Raw genomic sequence first — 16,054 nt, forward strand, 5'->3', positions numbered from 1 at the left:
TTTTCTTTATTTCTTGATTATACGATAATTCGTTGACCGGCCTTGGCCGAGGCGTTCAACTTTCTTTAGTTTCAGCAATTTAGTCAGTGCCTGCCGGACCGTGGGCTGGGCAACAGCAGTGGCTTGGGCGATCTCGCCCGGCGCGGCCCCGTCAACCTTTTGCAGATATTCCCAAACCGCGAGCTGTTTTTTGGTTAATAGCTTCTCAATGTTTTCTTTGGATAATAAATCCAGGGCCATGGCTGATTGTTTCAAGATAATATCCAAAAAGAAATCAAGCCACGGAGTAATACTCTCTTGATTGGCGCCAAAGGTTTTTTGGCTTTTGCGGAGCGCTACATAATATGCTGGCTTATTGTCTTCTATCAGCTTTTCATGGGAAACATATGGCATATACTCGTAGCCGGCTTGCAGAAGGAGCAGGTTAGTCAGAATCCGCGACAGCCGACCGTTGCCGTCTTGAAAGGGATGGATTTTCAGGAAGGAGACAACAAAGTGGCCAATAGTCAAAAGCGGGTGATAGGCCTTGGTTTTGAGCGCGTCAGCCGTCCATGCCGCCAGTTCTTGCGTTTCTTTCGGAGTAAGATAGGCAGGCGTAGTGTCAAATAGAACCGCTACGCTCTGGCCGCTGGCATCAAGCATCTGCACTCTGTTTTCCTGTTTTTTGTAATCACCGCGATGCGCTTCATCCTTGGTCGCGTATTTAAGCAATTCTTTATGGAAGTGCTTAATGTTATTCTCGCTGAACGGCAGATTTTTCCAGCCATCAAAAACATGCTCCAGCAGTTCATAATAGCCCCGGGCTTCCTGGGAATCGCGATCCGCGAATTTCTGCACGGCCAAGCCGGACATGAGTTTTTCAATGTCCTCGTCAGAGAGCTTGGCGCCTTCAATGCGGGTTGAGGCCCCGGTTGAAGTAATTAAAACCGACCGCTTGAGCCGACCCAGCGCTTGCGGGGAGAGCTTGGCTCCGGCAATCCACTGGCCTTGCAGATGGTCAATTTTCGTGATTTTCTGCCAGATTGAGTCTGGAATTGATTTGAGCCTTTGGTCAAATTGCTTGATTTCGAGCATAGGATAATATGATATTTTAACTATATCAGATTATATCAGAATAGATAACAGCTTACAAGGCAAGGGTTGCTCTGGAAATATTATCCCGCCTTGCGCGGATCGTGCTTGCCTTGCTGAGCGGGCACCTGTATCGCTGCTTGCCGGTGCGCGTGGCGTCCCACCGCTGCATGGTAATGTGATGAAGAGAACATGTTTTTTTTCATAGAGAGTTACTTTCCCTAACCATATCAGATTCTGCCTAACATTAGAACAAAACAGGCGTTTTTACCAACACGGAATTTCCATTAACTCCAAATAGTTGGATATTTTGCTTATATCCGATTACTTCATTTTGTTTTTCTTATACAATCTTTTCATGCAGTTTTTGTAAACGCGTTCCTAATTTGAAGTACCGATCTTGTGCAGCATTGTACAGTCGTGAGTTTTTTGAAACCTCTTTAAGGCTGATGTGATTGTTTTTAAAGCTGCGGCTTGCGGTATAAAACTTTTTTTGATTTTCGCTCAATATTTTTGCCGCGTCTGCTACAGCTTTTGCCCAGTCAACGAGGGCATCATAGACTTGACGCTCAGAGACTGAAAGATCATTGTAAAAATGCATCTTAATTTCCGTTTCAAGGCCTATAACAACATTTGCCCACTCATTTGCTATTATTTTTGACTCTTTGGAGATCTCATCAAACGGTACCTTAAAGAAAAGACTCTTTAGCGTTCCAGATTTTTTAAGAGCTGAATCAGAAAAACTAATGAATTCAGTGAGTTTTTCATTCAAGGATTTCAGTACTTTATCAAGTTTTTGTCTAGGTAATTAGTGCGAAACGTAACCAAAATAGATGTTTAAGAATAGTTTGAACAAATTGTCCGACTTGATTTGTCGCATGATTAGATTTTCGGAGTGCTACGATAGAGATGATGACACTGATTACTGCACAAATTGCAATAATTGATTCTATGTAGATCATATGGTTGATTTTACGGGTAAGGTTAGGTATAATGAGCGCACCTCATATCAATCATACACCACGTATGAAACAAGGCAAGCAGGGCAGAGGGGCGGTATTCACAACAGCATCTTGTATATATTTAAATATATATTATAATATATACATATGAGCAGGCGAACCCAAAAGGAAAAACACATACGAAAGCTCACGCGCTTGGGCGGAAGCGTAGTGGTATCCATTCCGGCCGAGGATATTACCGCGCTTGCGTGGCGCGAAAAGCAAAAAGTCACAGTCAAGAGAGTCGGCAAAAAGCTCGTCATTGAGGACTGGAAGGAGTAGGTATGCGCGTTCCTGCGTTGCGCGCCCGGGGCATTTCCACGCTCATCCTGGTTGTGCTGGCAGCGGCAGTCGGTTTTTTGTACGCCAAAAAAAATCAGCTTCCCCTCATCGGTGCAGAGTCCCGGGAGGCAGTAGTTGTTGACTATGCCATAGACGGCGACACCATCAAGCTGCCGAGCGGGGAGCGCGTGCGCTTGATCGGCATTGACGCTCCGGAAAAGGGGCAGTGTTTTTACGAGGAGTCGCGGCAGTTCGCCCAGTCGTTCCTGGACGGCCGCACCGTCATTCTAGAGCGGGATATTTCCGGTGAGGATGATTACCAGAGGCTCTTGCGGTATGTGTTTTTTCCGGCCCCGTCAGAGAGTGAGGATCGCGAGTTTGTAAATGATGCGCTTGTGCGCCAGGGGTATGCCCGGGCAGTGGCCAGCCCGCGGGCTTCCGCAAGGCAACCAACTGCCCTTAGGCCGGATCATCTAGCGTCCGCATTAAATCCTCAACCATGCGCAATGCTTCCGCGGTTGAGCTTTTTACCGCGGCAAGCTGTTCTTTGCGCTCTTGGTTTTTTGTTTCGCTGTTATCCGCAAGCAAATGCGCGGCCCATTTGAGGTGCGTCAGTTTGACGCGGATATCATGCAGCCCGGATGTGGCGTGTTCGCGCTTTTTTTTATACTGATACTCAAGCTGTTCAATTGCTTCGCGCAGCTTTTTATCCCGCTCTTTGAGGGATTGTATTGTTTTGTCTTTGTCATCCATACTGGTATGATACGCCATTTTTTACGCTATCACAAACCGAGTGTCCTGTTTTTTGAGCAACCCTTCGGTTTGCATCTGTGCGAGAATACGCGCCGCGCGCACGGGATCAGCATCCAGTTCTCTGATAAGCTGCGTTTTGGTTTGATGCCGCTTTTTAAGCAGCAGTTTTATGATGTTTCCGCGAATTTCCCGGTTTGAGCCGGCAAACCGGGATTGCACGCTATGGTGGCGGCTCGCGCGGCTCGGGTTGGGAACTGTTTTTTTGAGGTGGGCCCCATAGTCCATGAGCGCCGAATACCACTTCCGTGGGTTGCGCACGTCAAGCGCCTGCCCAATCAGGGGCTCAAGCCGTGCGTCATCCACACCTTTTTTGTTTGGAAAAAAGTGGTGCAAAAATACGGAGCGGATGTTTGTTTCAATCATGGCGTGCGGCTGGTTGAACGCGAACACCAGCACGGCCCGCGCCGTGTACGGCCCGAGCCCCGGAAGTTTTTGGAGAGCGCCCGCGTCTTTGGGGATGCGGCCGTTGTGTTCTGTTATAATGGCGCGCGCCGCCTCCCAGAGCATTTTGGCGCGGCGGTTGTACCCGAGTCCCTGCCATTGCCGGATGACTGATTTGAGCCGGGCTCGCCCGAGTGCGCCCACCGTGGGGAAGCGCTCCATAAAGAGGGGGTATTGTTCTGACACGCGCTCTGCCTGGGTCTGCTGGAGCATGATTTCCGACACCAGAATCTTGTACGGGTCGCGGGTGTTCCGCCACAAAAAAGGCCGGGCCCCTGTCGCATAGTGCCTGTAGACTGTTTTCCGGAATGCGCGGATTTGCTCCTTAGAGAGCTTCTTCGGTTGTGGTCGCGGTTTCTTGGTCATCCGGGCTTGTCGCGAGTTCTGGTTCCCCAACAATTGAAACGAGCAAGTCCCTGAACGCTTCATAGCTCTGCGGGTTCTCAATCCGCTCGCCGTTCAGCACAAACGTGGGCGTTCCATTCACCCCGAGCCGCCTGCCTGCGCTTTCGTGCGCGCGGACCGCGTCTTTTACGGCGCTTGATTCATAGTCAGCCTCAAATTGCGCCGCATCCAATCCTATGCCATTGGCGTATTGCGCGAACAAATCAAACGGATTCCCCGCGCCGGACCATGCGCTCTGGTTCTCAAACAGCGCATCATGCATTTCCCAAAAACGCCCCTGTATGCCTGCCGCTTCTGCGGCGCGGGCCGCAGGCTCGGCGTTCGGGTGGATCGCGTTCAGGGGAAAGTGCCGGTACGCAAACCGCAGGTCCTCCCCGAATTCTTGGGTCAGCTGTTTGATGATGGGGTAGTAGGCGCCGCAGGCCGGGCACTGGAAGTCGCTGTACTCAATGATCTGTGCCGGGGCGGCTTCGCTTCCGTGGGTCCAGTCGCGCGCCGCTATTTCGGAGGGCGGGGGCGCTTCCGCGCTGCCCTGCGAGTTTGAACTCGCTACAAGCCACGCGAGTCCCAGGGCGATCACGGCAATCGCGGCAATCCACGCTGCCCATGTTTTTACCGTCCTCCCGCGTTCCGCGTGCTGCCTCTGTTCGCGCTTTTCCAGTTTTTTGAGGGCCCTGCGCTGCTTTTTGGTCAGCGTATCCGTCGCGGAGGCGGACTGCTCGGTTTTTTGGTTTCCCTGTGCGGATTGTGTTTGTTCTGGTTCCATAGTGAGGAATGATTAGGGGGCTGTTGCGATGGAGCGCGCGTTTTTGGCCTGCTCAAGGGCACATACAGTATACCCATTCTGCTTGAGCTTGTCTAAAAGCAGGTGCGCACTCGGAGGGCGCTGTCAATTTTTGGCCTGTTTGACAATGTGCGGCTTTGCGGGTAGGATAGTTTGGAGTACCTGCAGTATCCGGCCCGTGGGGAGCGGGTCGGCATACAACGTTCATTCGCAATTCGGGGAGGAGTTGGGATGCCTTTGCGACATGTGGTTGAAGCCCAGCAGTTTAGCCGCGGGTTTCTGGATGATGAGCTTTTTCCGGCAGTTAACGCGATGAGAGATCGCGTTAGGCGCCGGGATCCAGATCTGCTGCGGTGCCTAACCGGCCGTGTCATGGTGACGTTGTTCTATGAGCCCAGCACCAGAACCAGGCACTCGTTTGAGTCTGCGATGCTTCGGCTTGGCGGAAGCGCGATCAGCACCGAGAACGCTCTAGATTTCTCTTCAGCAGTCAAAGGAGAAACGCTTGCGGATACGGTCCGGGTTGAGGCGTGCTACGCGGATGTCATTGTACTGCGGCACTTTGACCGATGGTCAGCCAAAATCGCCGCGGCGTATTCTCCGGTTCCGGTCATCAATGGCGGCGCAGGTCCTGGGCAGCATCCAACCCAGGCATTACTGGATGTGTACACGATCCAGGATGAAATCGGCCGACTGGACAACATCGCCATTGCCATGGTGGGGGACCTCGCAAACGGGCGCACGGCCCGTTCGTTGTGCTACCTGCTTGCCAAGTACGAATATCCGAGGATCTTTTTCGTTTCGCCGGCGCGGATGCGGATGCGGAAAGATGTCCGGAGGTACCTCCAGCGGCGCGGCGTTCGCTTTGAGGAGTGTGATGACATCAGAGAAGTTGCCGGCAGAGTAGACGTAATCTACATGACGCGCGTGCAGCAGGAGCGTATGCGCGGCAAACCTGTTCGGCTCAATGGTCGGTTTGTCATGGATGCCTCGGTCCTCAAGCTTATGCGTCAAGACGCACGAATCATGCATCCCCTGCCGCGCACCGGCGAGATCAAGAACAGGGGCAGGGTAGATGCGGATCTGCGCGCCGCGTACTTCAGGCAGGTTCACAACGGGCTCTGTGTGCGCATGGCTTTGCTCAAGATGATTCTGGCGCCGGACGCGCCGCTGTAGAGCGCCTTCTTGCGGCCGCGCAGTTCCTTCCACGACGGGATGTCCTCCTTTGGGCTTCCCGTCCTCTTTTTTTTATGGTATGCTTTTTTCATGCGTACTGCACAGAAATTAGCATCCTCCCATTATGCCTTGGTGGCCGCGCTTCTCATTGCGGCATTTATTGTTACATGCCGCGGCCTGGTGGCCGGGGGCATGGCCGCGCCCATGGATCACGGGGCGCACCAAACCCAAAAGCAACCCCACGCACTCTGCTGCTCTGTGGAAGACGCGGCTGGGAGCGCGGTGCTGCACAGCCAGTTCCAGTCCGCCCTTCCCTCGGCGTACCTGCTCTTTGCGGCGCTTGTCTTTATTTTCTTTTTTCCGCTTGTCCGCGCGCTCGTTGTTGTGGCGCCTCCCTATGCGGGCTCACTTGAACGCAGGTACGGAGGCACGAGGCTTTATTCCAAGTACGCGGAATTGTTCTCGCAGGGAATTTTGCATCCAAAAACATTTTAGGTTTTGACGAACGCGCAAGAGCTGCTGCGGTTTTTTGTCGCGTTTTTTGCGTTGCAGCGATTACTGTTTAAGCATTGATACGTATGAGAAAGATTATTATAGGAGTTGCGGCTGCGGCGGCGCTCGGGGGGATTGTCCTGTTCCAGCGCTCTCTTCTTCCTGCCTCCCCCCGCGGTGCGGGCGATGGTGCGCCAATGGCTGCGGTGGTGCACAAGACTCCGACGTGCGGGTGTTGCGCCAACTACATCACCTACCTCAAGCGCAAGGGGTTTGAGGTAGAAGTCCAAAACCATGACGATCTCACGGCCATCAAAGAGCAGTATGGCGTCCCGGGCGGATTGGAGAGCTGCCACACCACGGTGATCGGGGACTATGTTTCCGAGGGCCATGTTCCGGTTGAGAGCATTATGAGTATGCTTGCCGAAAAGCCGGCGATCGCGGGCCTTGCCTTGCCCGGCATGCCCGCAGGCGCTCCGGGCATGGGCGGGGTGGCGCGCGGCGAGTTTCCGGTGTACGGCTTTACCGCTTCCGGGGATGTTTCGCGGTACCAGGAGTAGCGTATGAAGCGAACTACGTACTATGCGCTTGCTGCTGCGGCGTTCGGGGCAGGCGCGCCAAAGTTGGTACTCGCGCACTGCCCCTTGTGCACTGTAGGCGCGGTTGCCATTGGCTTGGGCGCGTACCAGCTCGGCGTTTCCACGCTGTCCGTGGGCATTGCCCTTGGAGCAGCGAGCCTTGCCCTCGGCATGTGGATGGCGAAGCTCGTCCGGGTCCGGTATTTCCGCGGTCAAGGCCTGGCAATCGCATTCCTGGTGTTTGTTACGACTGTCGTGCCGGTTGCCCCGTTTTTGCCCGGCGCGCGCGGGCTCTACCTGGCAGGGATCGGGCAGTACGGAACCACGCTCGTGATTCCGAATGTGCTCATTGGCGCGGTTGTGGGCGGCCTCCTGGTTCTCGGGAGCCCGCATGCTTCTCGCGGCCTTACCCGCCTGCGGAACGGAAAGCACGTGCCGTTCCAAGGAGTTTTTGTTGTCCTGCTGTTGCTTGCGGCCGGCATCGCGCTTGTTGAAGTAATCGCCTAACCATATGGCTGATGCTACTACCATTGAACGTTTGAACGAGTTTGTGGCGCGCGTGGACGCCATGAAAAAGCAGGACAAGATGGATTTGTCTTCTGACCAGGATTTATCCATTGCCATCATGAACCTCGTTTCCATTGAAGAGCACTTTTTCTTTACCGGCGCAAAAACCGGCAAGCACGAGTATTATGATATGATCAAAGAGGTGCGCGAGATGCGCAAGGAGCTGTTAAAAAAGATCATCAGAGAGTACGAGGGCGAGGTGTGGTGCATCTCAAAGCACTTGCTCGCGGCATGCATGCGGCTTATGGAAGTCGGCACCAAAGCCCTCGGACTCGGCCGGAACAGCGAGGCGTATGATCTGTTCGGCAAGGCGTACAGCCTCTACTCGCTGTTCTGGGGCATCAACCTGAAGCTCGTGCCAATCAAGGACGCCAAAAAGATTGATGAGCGCGCGCTCAACGTTCATGACGCCAAACCGCAGGGCTTTCTCGGTTCGCTCGGGGCCATGGTCAAGAAAGTGTTTGATTGCTGCATTGAATAATTCGTTACTTGCATTCATATGAAACTACCTACATCAGTTTCGTTCTGGCGCACCACAACGCTTGTCGTGCTTGTGTTGTTCCTCTTTAACGCGTTGTTTGTGGTCCGCATTACGCCCCGGTTCACCCGCAGCGCGCCCGCGGCAGCGCCCCAGGGCGCATCGCGCGCTACCGAGGATTCAATCAGCGCGTATGCCGCGGCCGTGATTCCCGAGCAAGGGGTGGTGCTTCCGGTTGCCTGGGGAGACCTCGGTAGCAAGATGATCGCAAGCGGGGTCATTGACCAGCAGGCGTTTGAGTCAATCTACCAAAACCGCGGCGGCCTCACCGAGGAGGAGCAGGCCATGCTTTCCGGAACCCTTGCCGGGGATGTGCGCATTACTCCACAAAACGCGGGCGTGCTCTTGAATGTGCTGTGGGCGTTCGGGCTTGCCAATAAGAACCCGGTTCTGGACCAGGGCCCCATGCAGGATCCGGAGTACGGTGGCGCGGGCAGGTTCGCCTCAACCGGAGGCTGGACGCTTGCGTCCGGGGATCCTATGGACCATTACAGCATGCACGAGTTCGTAACGCTCACTTCGGAACAACAGCAGATGGTTGAGCGGGTCGCCCAGGGAATCTATAGGCCGTGCTGCGGCAACTCGGTGTACTTTCCGGACTGCAACCACGGCATGGCAATGCTCGGATTGCTTGAATTGATGGCCGCAAACGGAGTTGCTGAAGCGGATATGTATCGGTATGCGCTTGCGGTGAACGCATACTGGTTCCCGGAGACCTACCTCACCATTGCCAAGTACTTGGGCACCCAAGGCCTCTCGTGGCAAGACGCCGCTCCGAAGGAAATCCTGGGGTACGATTTCTCGTCAAGCGCCGGGTACCAGAACATCGCAGCCCAAGTTGAGCCGGTTTCGTCCGGCGGCGGGGGCGGGTGCGGAGTGTAGGCGCAAGACGGGCATGATATACTGTATTCATTAGTACTTAACAAACAAAACATATGCGATTACGTTCTCTGTTCGCAACGTTTGCCGCATTTGCGGCACTGGTTCCGGCTTCGGCATCCGCTGAATCGGACGGTTCTTTTAACTGTTCCGGATTCGGCTCCGGATTCGGGGGCATGATGGGCAGCTGGGGAGGCGGCATGATGGGCTACGGCGGAACCGGGCTCGCCATCTCAACCGTCACCACGGTATTGCTGTGGCTGGTGCTCGGACTCCTTGCGGCCTACCTTTGGAAGCGGGTGAAGTAGGCGCCATACGCCGGCCGGATGCAGGCGTTCCATTGGCGCTTCGTCCGGCTCCGCATGGTCCGTAATTTGTTAATGGTTTAAATTTATGGATTTACTCGTTGGCACATCACTGGCGGCGGCGTTTATAGCCGGGTTGGCCGCTCTGTTCGCTCCCTGCTGCATTACGGTGCTGTTGCCGTCTTATTTTGCCTCCGTTTTTAGAGAGAGAACGAAAATTTTTTTTATGACTTTTGTTTTCTTTTTGGGCGTGCTGGCGGTATTCTTGCCGCTGGGGCTCGGCGCGGCTTTTTTTGGGCAATTTTTAAGCCGCTACCACAACGCAATATTCGTCTTCGGCGGGATTTTTTTGCTGGTGCTCGGGCTGATAATAATTTCCGGCCGGCACCTGGCCCTGCCCTGGCACGTTAATCCCGCCATTAAAAATTACCATCCTTTTTCCGTATTTATTTTAGGAATTTTATCCGGCATCGCCACCACTTGCTGCGCGCCGGTCTTGGCCGGCGTTTTAGCCCTGTCCGTCCTGCCCGGTTCCGTGCTTTGGGGTTTGGCCTATACCTTAAGTTACGTTTTGGGAATGGTCGCGCCGCTGTTTTTTTTGGCATCCATTTTGGACAAGAGCGCGGCGAATAAAAAAATGATGGTATTGCGCCGGAGCATCTCATACCACCTTGGCTCGGCAGAAATCAATGTGACGATGGGCGAATTGGTTTCCGGCGCCATGTTTACCCTGATGGGCATGTTGATTTTGTTTTTATCCTTCACCAATCGCCTGGCCGCGCATTCGGCGTGGCAGGTTGATATCAACATTTATTTGACAAAATTGTTGCATTTGATTAACGGTTTTATTGCCGCGGTTCCGGAGTATGTTTGGGCGGCCGTTGTTTTCACCTTGTTTATTTTTATAGTTACAAGAGCGGTTAATTCATTAAAAAAATAATCTTATGAGCAGAAGCCACAGCGATTGCGAGCCGGAGAAAGCAAAAGGACAATTTAACAGAACAAACGTCGTCATTTTGGCGGGGATTGCTTCTTTTACCATTATCGTGGTGGCTGGCATGTGGTTTTTTGCCGGCCCTGGCCCCATAGCCACGGTTGAGCCGCCGGTTCAACTCGCGCCCGCGGTTGCCGGGGACAGCATGGCCGACCACCATCCGCAAAGCTCTCCGGAGGCGGCGGGGCCGCTCAATGATTTGGTGGGCAAACCTGCGCCGGATTTTTCTCTGCTGGACGGCGCGGGAAGGAAGTATGATAAAGAAAATCTAAAAGGCAAAAACGTGGTTTTGTTTTTTAACGAGGGGTTAATGTGCTATCCCGCTTGTTGGAATCAGATAGTGGAATTGAACAAAGACCCGAGGCTGAATACCGCCGATACTGTAGCTCTGTCCGTGGTGGTTGACTCGCCCAATGATTGGCAGCAGGCCGTGGAAAAAATGCCCGATTTGGCCGAAGCCACGGTTTTATTTGATGTCGGAACAGAGGTATCGCAAAAAATGAACATGCTCACCACGCCGTCCTCCATGCACTATGGTTCTCTGCCCGGGCACAGTTATTTGATTTTTGATAAGGCCGGGATTGTGAGATTTGTTCTTGACGATCCAACAATGAGCATTCAAAATAGCCGTTTATTTGGTGAACTGCAGAAGTTATTATAGTATGCACAGGCTGGCTTGTTGACAAATAGGGTATAGGGGTATAAGATATATGTATGGTGGACCAAAAGCTAAAAAAACGAGCCATTCACCGGGCCAAAATCATTCGCGGCCAGCTGGATGGGCTGATTAAGGCGATTGAGAAAGAGGCCTACTGCCCCGAGCTTTTAGGGCAGTCGCTCTCCATGCAAAGATCGCTCAAAAGCCTGGACGCTTTTCTCCTGGAGAACCATCTGCGCACCCATGTCAAACACCAGATGCAGAGCCCGGGCGACGAGGAGAAAGCGGTCAAAGAATTAATCAGGATTTACACGTTATCCAATAAATAAATATCGTAATATATGCACGAGCATAAGGCCGAGCAAAAAAGATCCAAATGGAAATGGATTGTAATCTGCTTTATTATTTTGGCCGCCGTTCTCATCTTGGCTGGCCGTAGAGTTAATCTGCTTGGCGCTTGGCCATATCTTCTGATTTTGGTTTGCCCGCTGTTGCATCTGTTCATGCATAAAGGCCATGGGCACGACCATGATGATGGCAAATAACTATGTCGCAAAATATTGTTAAACCCGTACTTTATGGCGCGCTCGCCAGTTTGATTCTGCTGGGAGTATATTTTGCGGCGCTGACGCTGGTTTCCGGCTGGCCTTTTGCCCAAAGCCAGTTTAAGCAATTCTGGTATTTTATCGTCAGTCTGGCCTTGGGATTCGGCCTCCAAGCTGGGCTCTATACTTATCTCAAGCAAGCCATCCGGTCGCACGGCAGCCAGGGAGCGGGCGGCGCCGTGGCCGCGACCGGCGCCACTTCAACCCTGGCCATGGTCTCGTGCTGTGCTCACTATCTGGCTAACATCATACCGATATTAGGTATTGCCGGCGCTCTGACTATTGTGGCCCAGTACCAAACAGAGCTGTTCTGGGTCGGCATTGCTTTCAACGTGGCCGGCATCGCTTACATTACCAATAAAATCATAAAATATCAGCGGCAACATGAAGCTAAATAAAATCATCCTGGCTGTAATCATCTTCGTTGCTCTGGTTCTCGTGCTTTTGGTTATTTCAAGAAATGACGAGGAAACGCCGCCGCCGGGACAACCAGCCGCGACTTGGGAAACTAAAACTGACGAGCGGCCGCCGGTTACCGTTACCGTGACTCCGGTTGAATTCGGCAGCGGTTCAAAAACATGGAAGTTTGATGTTGTCTTTGACACCCATTCCGGAAGCCTGGATGACAACATTCTCACGGCGGCGTCTCTTATTGATGACAAGGGCAACGCCTATCAGCCGATTTCTTGGGAAGGGCCGGGGCCTGGCGGGCACCACCGCGAAGGAGTTTTGGTATTTAGCGCAGTCAAGCCAGTCTCGTCATTTATAGAATTAAAGATTAAAAATGTTGGCGGCGTTGCCGAGCGTTTGTTTAGGTGGAGCTTAAAATAAATTATAATGTCCAAGCTCACTTTTATCATTTATTTAATTCTGTTCGCGGCGTTGCTGTTGCACCCGCATCTTATCGAACACATCGGCCCAATATCCAAACCGTATGTGGAGTCTATTTTGAATGTTGTCATTATCGGGCTGGGGCTTCTTACTTACTATCTGCATCAGCGCCGACTTGCCCGCCAGGAGAAAGCCCTAAATATCTCTAAAGCAAAATTACTGGAGTCGTTTAAATATATCGGCTTGGTCAACCGCCAGCTGCCTCTGTTGCGGCAGGTCAGCACGGACCTGATGGCGAATAATAATGGCGCCAAACAAGGCAAAAAGACGGTGTTTGATAATCTTTTGGCCATCGCCGTTGTTTCCATCGCGAAAAAGAAATGGGGAGTCTTGCGGTTTATCGCTGTTGATAGCTACCAAACAGTTAAAGAATTTATACACACTCATAACAAAGCGCTTGTTGCCAGCCGCATCAGTAATCGTGAATTAGTCGTGGCGTCTGGCCAGAGTAACTTTGCCACCGCTCAAGATTTCTATAGTATACATACCAGCGACCAGGCGGCAGTGGTTAAGGCCTATTTAATCTTTCCCCGCGGCTCCGGCGCCGAGGACCTGGCCAATGAATATTCGGTCTTGCAGGCCATTACCGACCAGGCGCAGCTGTTTTTTAAATATTTGTATGTCTAAATAATTAAACAAGGAGACAATGTTATGCAATTGCAACAAAATAAATTAGCCTTGGCCGGAGCCGAGGCGGTTTCCGTTCTTTATCTGGCCTGCGTCATCTTGGTCTGGATTGCGCCCGCGTTCGCGGTTAAGTTCTTCAGCTACCTGTTCCATGGCATCAACCTCGCGGCCATTACCACTGACGCGGGGCTGAATCTGGGCGCGGTGATCATCGGCCTGGTTGAAGCCTTTGCCTACACCTACGCAAGCCTGTACCTGTTCGCCTGGTTCTATAACCGCTCGGTGAAATAACCATGCCAGAACACGATCACAGTTGCTGCCACCATTCGGCAGATACTCCGGTACTGCCTGTCGGCAACGGCACGCAAACCTATACCTGCCCCATGCACCCGGAAATCCGGCAGGATCGGCCCGGCATGTGCCCGGAATGCGGCATGAACCTCGTTCCAGCAAAAGAGAAAAAAGGGGCAATGGACCACGCTGGCCACGACAAGCACGCCGGCCACTCAACGGCCTTGTTTTTGCGCAAGTTTTGGGTGAGCTTGATTCTCACTGTTCCGGTGGTGTTGTACGCGGATGTTGTTGAGAAGATTTTCAAGTGGTCGCCGCCGGCTTTTTCGGGTTCTGACTTTCTGCCGTTGGTTCTCGGTTCAATCGTGTTTTTCTACGGGGGCTGGGTATTCCTTGCCGGAGCTGGGCGCGAGATCCGCGGCCGCCTGCCGGGCATGATGACGCTCATCGGCATCGCCGTTTCAGCCGCTTATTTTTGGAGCGTGTACGCGGTTTTTGCGGGCGCAGAAGCCCTATTCTGGGAGCTCACGACATTGATTACTATTATGCTCCTGGGCCACTGGCTTGAGATGCGGGCCGTGAGCGGTGCCCAAGGCGCGCTCAGAGAACTCTCAAAATTACTTCCGGACACCGCAGAAGTAATCCGCAACGGCCAGCCGACAACGGTTCAGTTGTCCGAACTTAGAGAGGGTGACGTTGTCCTAGTGCGGCCTGGAGCCAAAATTCCTGCGGATGGCCGCATTGCTGATGGTGAATCAGACGTAAATGAATCAATGGTTACCGGAGAATCAAAGCCGGTGGCTAAAAAGGAGGGCGATGCGGTGATTGCCGGAACCATCAACGGCGACGGCGTGCTCAAGATCAGCGTTTCAAATATCGGCGAGAAAACGTTTCTGGCTGGCGTGATGCGCCTGGTTGCCGAAGCCCAGGCATCCAAATCGCGGCTTCAAATCCTCTCGGACCGGGCCGCGCTCTATTTGACCGTTGTCGCCGTTTCCGGGGGCCTAGTGACGCTCGTTGCGTGGCTTGCCGCGGGCGCGGAAGTCGGGTTTGCGGTTGCGCGGCTGGTTGCGGTGCTCGTCATTGCGTGCCCGCACGCCCTGGGACTTGCGGTGCCCCTGGTTGCGTCCATTTCCACCACCAAAGCTGCGCATAACGGTTTTCTTGTAAAACAGCGCCTTGCCTTGGAGGCGGCGCGAAGCGTTGATACGGTTTTGTTTGATAAAACCGGAACCTTGACCCGCGGCGAATTCGGCGTGGTATCCTATTCTTCAGACGAAGCGTTGGCGCTCGCGGCATCAGTTGACGCGCACTCCGAGCACCCCATTGCTCGCGGCATTGTTGCGGAAGCCAAGAAACAGGGGCTCGGGCTCCGGGAAGCAAAAAATTTCAAGCGCATCCCCGGTGTCGGCGCCGAAGCCGAAGTGGACGGCAAAAGGGTCTTTGTCGGCCACCGCGGAAAATCTGATATACAAGTGGAACTGGACGGCGCTGCAGTCGGCACCCTTGCTGTTGCAGACACCATCCGCGTTGAGGCAGCCGAAGCCCTGCAAGAGCTCAAAGGCATGGGTATGCGGCTTGCCATGATCACCGGCGATTCCGAGGAAGTGGCGCAACAGGTGAGTAAAGAACTTGGCATTGACGAATACTTTGCCCGCGTCTTGCCGCACCAAAAGTCAGAAAAAGTCAAAGAGCTCCAATCACGCGGTTTGAGAGTGGCTATGGTTGGCGACGGCATCAACGACGCTCCGGCGCTTACGCAGGCTGACCTCGGCATTGCCATTGGCGCGGGAACCAATGTGGCCATTGAATCAGCCGGCATTATCCTGGTCCGGAACGATCCGCGGGATATTGCCAAAATAGTCAGGCTGTCCAAGATGACGTACGCAAAGATGATCCAGAACCTTTTCTGGGCGACCGGCTACAACGTCGTTGCACTGCCGCTCGCGGCCGGCGCGCTCTCCGCGTGGGGCATCATTCTTGAGCCGGCCCTTGCCGCGGTGTTCATGTCCGCGAGCACGGTCATTGTGGCCGCCAACGCCCTGCTCCTCAAACGCGCGCCCTTGGTATGATGCGGGGAATCGCCATAGTATTCTCGCAGTGGCGCTACGCAGCGCTCGCCGCATCCATTGCGCTGGGGTTGTTTTTGTTTATCGCATGGCTGCCGAACCGCGCGTTGCTCGGATTTGCGCTTGGGTCTGAAACTATTTCATTTTGGAAGCTCATCTGGCAGAGTCCGCAGTTTTTTGTGGCCAATGAAACGCGCACGAGTGCGTTTATCGCGCTGGCCGTCATCATCCTCTCGGCAACCAACACTGCTCTGCTTGCGTATTATCTCAAGCGCAGGATCCATTCACAGCGCGGCGCAGGCATTGGCCTTGCCGGAACCGTGGTCGGGCTCTTGGGAGTCGGATGCGCGGCGTGCGGCTCAATCATCCTCTCATCAATTTTCGGCCTTGGCGCTGCTGCATCCTTTTTGGGAGTGTTGCCGTTTGGGGGCCTTGAGTTCGGGGTTGTTGGCATTCTCGCGCTCGCTTTTTCAATCAGGCTCTTGAGCCGGCGCATTCAAGATCCGGATGCCTGCGCCGTGCCGGGGCGCGCCACAAACCCCCCATTCCACTAAACGGGATTTGCTCGCGGAAAAATCCGAATGTTT

23 protein-coding genes are annotated in these 16,054 nt (G+C 53.6%); 19 read left to right on the forward strand and 4 right to left on the reverse strand.

Annotated features, from left to right (window positions below; genetic code table 11):
- Positions 1 to 6: 6 nt before the first annotated feature.
- Positions 7 to 1,074 (reverse strand): Fic family protein, encoded by a 1,068-nt coding sequence (locus HYT31_04070; GenBank protein MBI2050954.1) that lies wholly within the window; start codon positions 1,072 to 1,074, stop codon positions 7 to 9.
- Between the two features lie 340 nt (positions 1,075 to 1,414).
- A complete protein-coding gene (locus HYT31_04075; protein ID MBI2050955.1) occupies positions 1,415 to 1,843 on the reverse strand; it encodes a hypothetical protein in 429 nt (142 codons plus the stop codon).
- Between the two features lie 337 nt (positions 1,844 to 2,180).
- Between HYT31_04075 and HYT31_04080 the strand changes: the two genes are divergently transcribed.
- Both HYT31_04080 and HYT31_04085 read left to right on the forward strand, forming a co-directional pair.
- The gene (locus tag HYT31_04080) at positions 2,181 to 2,354 is read left to right on the forward strand and encodes a hypothetical protein (protein ID MBI2050956.1); all 174 of its coding nucleotides are present in this window, start codon (positions 2,181 to 2,183) and stop codon (positions 2,352 to 2,354) included.
- 2 nt (positions 2,355 to 2,356) lie between these two features.
- Entirely contained in the window at positions 2,357 to 2,959 is a 603-nt protein-coding gene (locus HYT31_04085; GenBank protein ID MBI2050957.1) for a thermonuclease family protein, read from the forward strand.
- Between the two features lie 169 nt (positions 2,960 to 3,128).
- Here the strand turns inward: HYT31_04085 and HYT31_04090 are convergent, their stop codons facing one another.
- Complete coding sequence (locus tag HYT31_04090) at positions 3,129 to 3,974, reverse strand: A/G-specific adenine glycosylase (GenBank protein MBI2050958.1); 846 nt, start codon at positions 3,972 to 3,974, stop codon at positions 3,129 to 3,131.
- Positions 3,934 to 4,779, reverse strand: a complete 846-nt coding sequence (locus HYT31_04095; GenBank protein ID MBI2050959.1) for a thioredoxin domain-containing protein — start codon at positions 4,777 to 4,779, stop codon at positions 3,934 to 3,936. Before HYT31_04095 ends, HYT31_04090 begins: the two co-directional genes overlap by 41 nt.
- Before the next feature lie 249 nt (positions 4,780 to 5,028).
- Here HYT31_04095 and pyrB point away from each other — a divergent pair, with 249 nt between their 5' ends.
- From pyrB to HYT31_04180, 17 genes are all read left to right on the forward strand, one after another.
- Positions 5,029 to 5,973, forward strand: a complete 945-nt coding sequence (pyrB, locus tag HYT31_04100; protein MBI2050960.1) for an aspartate carbamoyltransferase — start codon at positions 5,029 to 5,031, stop codon at positions 5,971 to 5,973.
- A 90-nt stretch (positions 5,974 to 6,063) separates the two neighbouring features.
- The gene (locus HYT31_04105; protein MBI2050961.1) at positions 6,064 to 6,468 is read left to right on the forward strand and encodes a hypothetical protein; all 405 of its coding nucleotides are present in this window, start codon (positions 6,064 to 6,066) and stop codon (positions 6,466 to 6,468) included.
- Between the two features lie 83 nt (positions 6,469 to 6,551).
- On the forward strand, positions 6,552 to 7,025 hold the full coding sequence (locus HYT31_04110; protein MBI2050962.1) for a hypothetical protein: 474 nt from the start codon (positions 6,552 to 6,554) through the stop codon (positions 7,023 to 7,025).
- A gap of 3 nt (positions 7,026 to 7,028) precedes the next feature.
- Positions 7,029 to 7,550 carry a hypothetical protein gene (locus HYT31_04115; protein MBI2050963.1) on the forward strand — a complete coding sequence of 174 codons (522 nt, stop codon included), beginning with the start codon at positions 7,029 to 7,031 and terminating at the stop codon, positions 7,548 to 7,550.
- 4 nt (positions 7,551 to 7,554) lie between these two features.
- Positions 7,555 to 8,091 carry a hypothetical protein gene (locus HYT31_04120; protein MBI2050964.1) on the forward strand — a complete coding sequence of 179 codons (537 nt, stop codon included), beginning with the start codon at positions 7,555 to 7,557 and terminating at the stop codon, positions 8,089 to 8,091.
- Between the two features lie 18 nt (positions 8,092 to 8,109).
- Entirely contained in the window at positions 8,110 to 9,030 is a 921-nt protein-coding gene (locus HYT31_04125) for a hypothetical protein (protein ID MBI2050965.1), read from the forward strand.
- 53 nt (positions 9,031 to 9,083) lie between these two features.
- Positions 9,084 to 9,335 (forward strand): hypothetical protein, encoded by a 252-nt coding sequence (locus HYT31_04130; GenBank protein ID MBI2050966.1) that lies wholly within the window; start codon positions 9,084 to 9,086, stop codon positions 9,333 to 9,335.
- A gap of 85 nt (positions 9,336 to 9,420) precedes the next feature.
- Positions 9,421 to 10,272 (forward strand): hypothetical protein, encoded by an 852-nt coding sequence (locus tag HYT31_04135; GenBank protein MBI2050967.1) that lies wholly within the window; start codon positions 9,421 to 9,423, stop codon positions 10,270 to 10,272.
- Positions 10,273 to 10,276: 4 nt separating this feature from the next.
- Positions 10,277 to 10,987, forward strand: coding sequence for a redoxin domain-containing protein (locus tag HYT31_04140; protein ID MBI2050968.1), 711 nt, complete (start codon positions 10,277 to 10,279; stop codon positions 10,985 to 10,987).
- A 53-nt stretch (positions 10,988 to 11,040) separates the two neighbouring features.
- Positions 11,041 to 11,313: a metal-sensitive transcriptional regulator gene (locus HYT31_04145; protein MBI2050969.1), complete on the forward strand. Its 273-nt coding sequence runs from the start codon at positions 11,041 to 11,043 to the stop codon at positions 11,311 to 11,313.
- A gap of 12 nt (positions 11,314 to 11,325) precedes the next feature.
- Entirely contained in the window at positions 11,326 to 11,529 is a 204-nt protein-coding gene (locus HYT31_04150) for a DUF2933 domain-containing protein (GenBank protein ID MBI2050970.1), read from the forward strand.
- Between the two features lie 2 nt (positions 11,530 to 11,531).
- On the forward strand, positions 11,532 to 11,987 hold the full coding sequence (locus HYT31_04155; protein ID MBI2050971.1) for a hypothetical protein: 456 nt from the start codon (positions 11,532 to 11,534) through the stop codon (positions 11,985 to 11,987).
- Positions 11,974 to 12,420: a hypothetical protein gene (locus tag HYT31_04160; protein ID MBI2050972.1), complete on the forward strand. Its 447-nt coding sequence runs from the start codon at positions 11,974 to 11,976 to the stop codon at positions 12,418 to 12,420. The genes HYT31_04155 and HYT31_04160 overlap by 14 nt, the downstream gene beginning before the upstream one ends.
- A gap of 6 nt (positions 12,421 to 12,426) precedes the next feature.
- Positions 12,427 to 13,107 (forward strand): hypothetical protein, encoded by a 681-nt coding sequence (locus HYT31_04165; GenBank protein MBI2050973.1) that lies wholly within the window; start codon positions 12,427 to 12,429, stop codon positions 13,105 to 13,107.
- 24 nt (positions 13,108 to 13,131) lie between these two features.
- Positions 13,132 to 13,398 carry a hypothetical protein gene (locus HYT31_04170; GenBank protein ID MBI2050974.1) on the forward strand — a complete coding sequence of 89 codons (267 nt, stop codon included), beginning with the start codon at positions 13,132 to 13,134 and terminating at the stop codon, positions 13,396 to 13,398.
- Between the two features lie 92 nt (positions 13,399 to 13,490).
- Positions 13,491 to 15,470, forward strand: coding sequence for a cadmium-translocating P-type ATPase (cadA, locus tag HYT31_04175; GenBank protein ID MBI2050975.1), 1,980 nt, complete (start codon positions 13,491 to 13,493; stop codon positions 15,468 to 15,470).
- Positions 15,467 to 16,021: a hypothetical protein gene (locus HYT31_04180; protein MBI2050976.1), complete on the forward strand. Its 555-nt coding sequence runs from the start codon at positions 15,467 to 15,469 to the stop codon at positions 16,019 to 16,021. The genes cadA and HYT31_04180 overlap by 4 nt, the downstream gene beginning before the upstream one ends.
- Positions 16,022 to 16,054: the final 33 nt, after the last annotated feature.

It is taken from the genome of Parcubacteria group bacterium (assembly GCA_016181765.1).
Classification (GTDB): domain Bacteria; phylum Patescibacteriota; class Patescibacteriia; order UBA2169; family UBA2169; genus CG10-46-32.

Bases quoted from the DNA above. Each gene is read 5' to 3' on its own strand.
- HYT31_04070 (MBI2050954.1), bottom strand. From the start codon at position 1,074: ATGCTCGAAATCAAGCAATTTGACCAAAGGCTCAAATCAATTCCAGAC.
- HYT31_04080 (MBI2050956.1), top strand. From the start codon at position 2,181: ATGAGCAGGCGAACCCAAAAGGAAAAACACATACGAAAGCTCACGCGC.
- HYT31_04085 (MBI2050957.1), top strand. From the start codon at position 2,357: ATGCGCGTTCCTGCGTTGCGCGCCCGGGGCATTTCCACGCTCATCCTG.
- HYT31_04090 (MBI2050958.1), bottom strand. From the start codon at position 3,974: ATGACCAAGAAACCGCGACCACAACCGAAGAAGCTCTCTAAGGAGCAA.
- HYT31_04095 (MBI2050959.1), bottom strand. From the start codon at position 4,779: ATGGAACCAGAACAAACACAATCCGCACAGGGAAACCAAAAAACCGAG.
- pyrB (MBI2050960.1), top strand. From the start codon at position 5,029: ATGCCTTTGCGACATGTGGTTGAAGCCCAGCAGTTTAGCCGCGGGTTT.
- HYT31_04105 (MBI2050961.1), top strand. From the start codon at position 6,064: ATGCGTACTGCACAGAAATTAGCATCCTCCCATTATGCCTTGGTGGCC.
- HYT31_04110 (MBI2050962.1), top strand. From the start codon at position 6,552: ATGAGAAAGATTATTATAGGAGTTGCGGCTGCGGCGGCGCTCGGGGGG.
- HYT31_04115 (MBI2050963.1), top strand. From the start codon at position 7,029: ATGAAGCGAACTACGTACTATGCGCTTGCTGCTGCGGCGTTCGGGGCA.
- HYT31_04120 (MBI2050964.1), top strand. From the start codon at position 7,555: ATGGCTGATGCTACTACCATTGAACGTTTGAACGAGTTTGTGGCGCGC.
- HYT31_04125 (MBI2050965.1), top strand. From the start codon at position 8,110: ATGAAACTACCTACATCAGTTTCGTTCTGGCGCACCACAACGCTTGTC.
- HYT31_04130 (MBI2050966.1), top strand. From the start codon at position 9,084: ATGCGATTACGTTCTCTGTTCGCAACGTTTGCCGCATTTGCGGCACTG.
- HYT31_04135 (MBI2050967.1), top strand. From the start codon at position 9,421: ATGGATTTACTCGTTGGCACATCACTGGCGGCGGCGTTTATAGCCGGG.
- HYT31_04140 (MBI2050968.1), top strand. From the start codon at position 10,277: ATGAGCAGAAGCCACAGCGATTGCGAGCCGGAGAAAGCAAAAGGACAA.
- HYT31_04145 (MBI2050969.1), top strand. From the start codon at position 11,041: ATGGTGGACCAAAAGCTAAAAAAACGAGCCATTCACCGGGCCAAAATC.
- HYT31_04150 (MBI2050970.1), top strand. From the start codon at position 11,326: ATGCACGAGCATAAGGCCGAGCAAAAAAGATCCAAATGGAAATGGATT.
- HYT31_04155 (MBI2050971.1), top strand. From the start codon at position 11,532: ATGTCGCAAAATATTGTTAAACCCGTACTTTATGGCGCGCTCGCCAGT.
- HYT31_04160 (MBI2050972.1), top strand. From the start codon at position 11,974: ATGAAGCTAAATAAAATCATCCTGGCTGTAATCATCTTCGTTGCTCTG.
- HYT31_04165 (MBI2050973.1), top strand. From the start codon at position 12,427: ATGTCCAAGCTCACTTTTATCATTTATTTAATTCTGTTCGCGGCGTTG.
- HYT31_04170 (MBI2050974.1), top strand. From the start codon at position 13,132: ATGCAATTGCAACAAAATAAATTAGCCTTGGCCGGAGCCGAGGCGGTT.
- cadA (MBI2050975.1), top strand. From the start codon at position 13,491: ATGCACCCGGAAATCCGGCAGGATCGGCCCGGCATGTGCCCGGAATGC.
- HYT31_04180 (MBI2050976.1), top strand. From the start codon at position 15,467: ATGATGCGGGGAATCGCCATAGTATTCTCGCAGTGGCGCTACGCAGCG.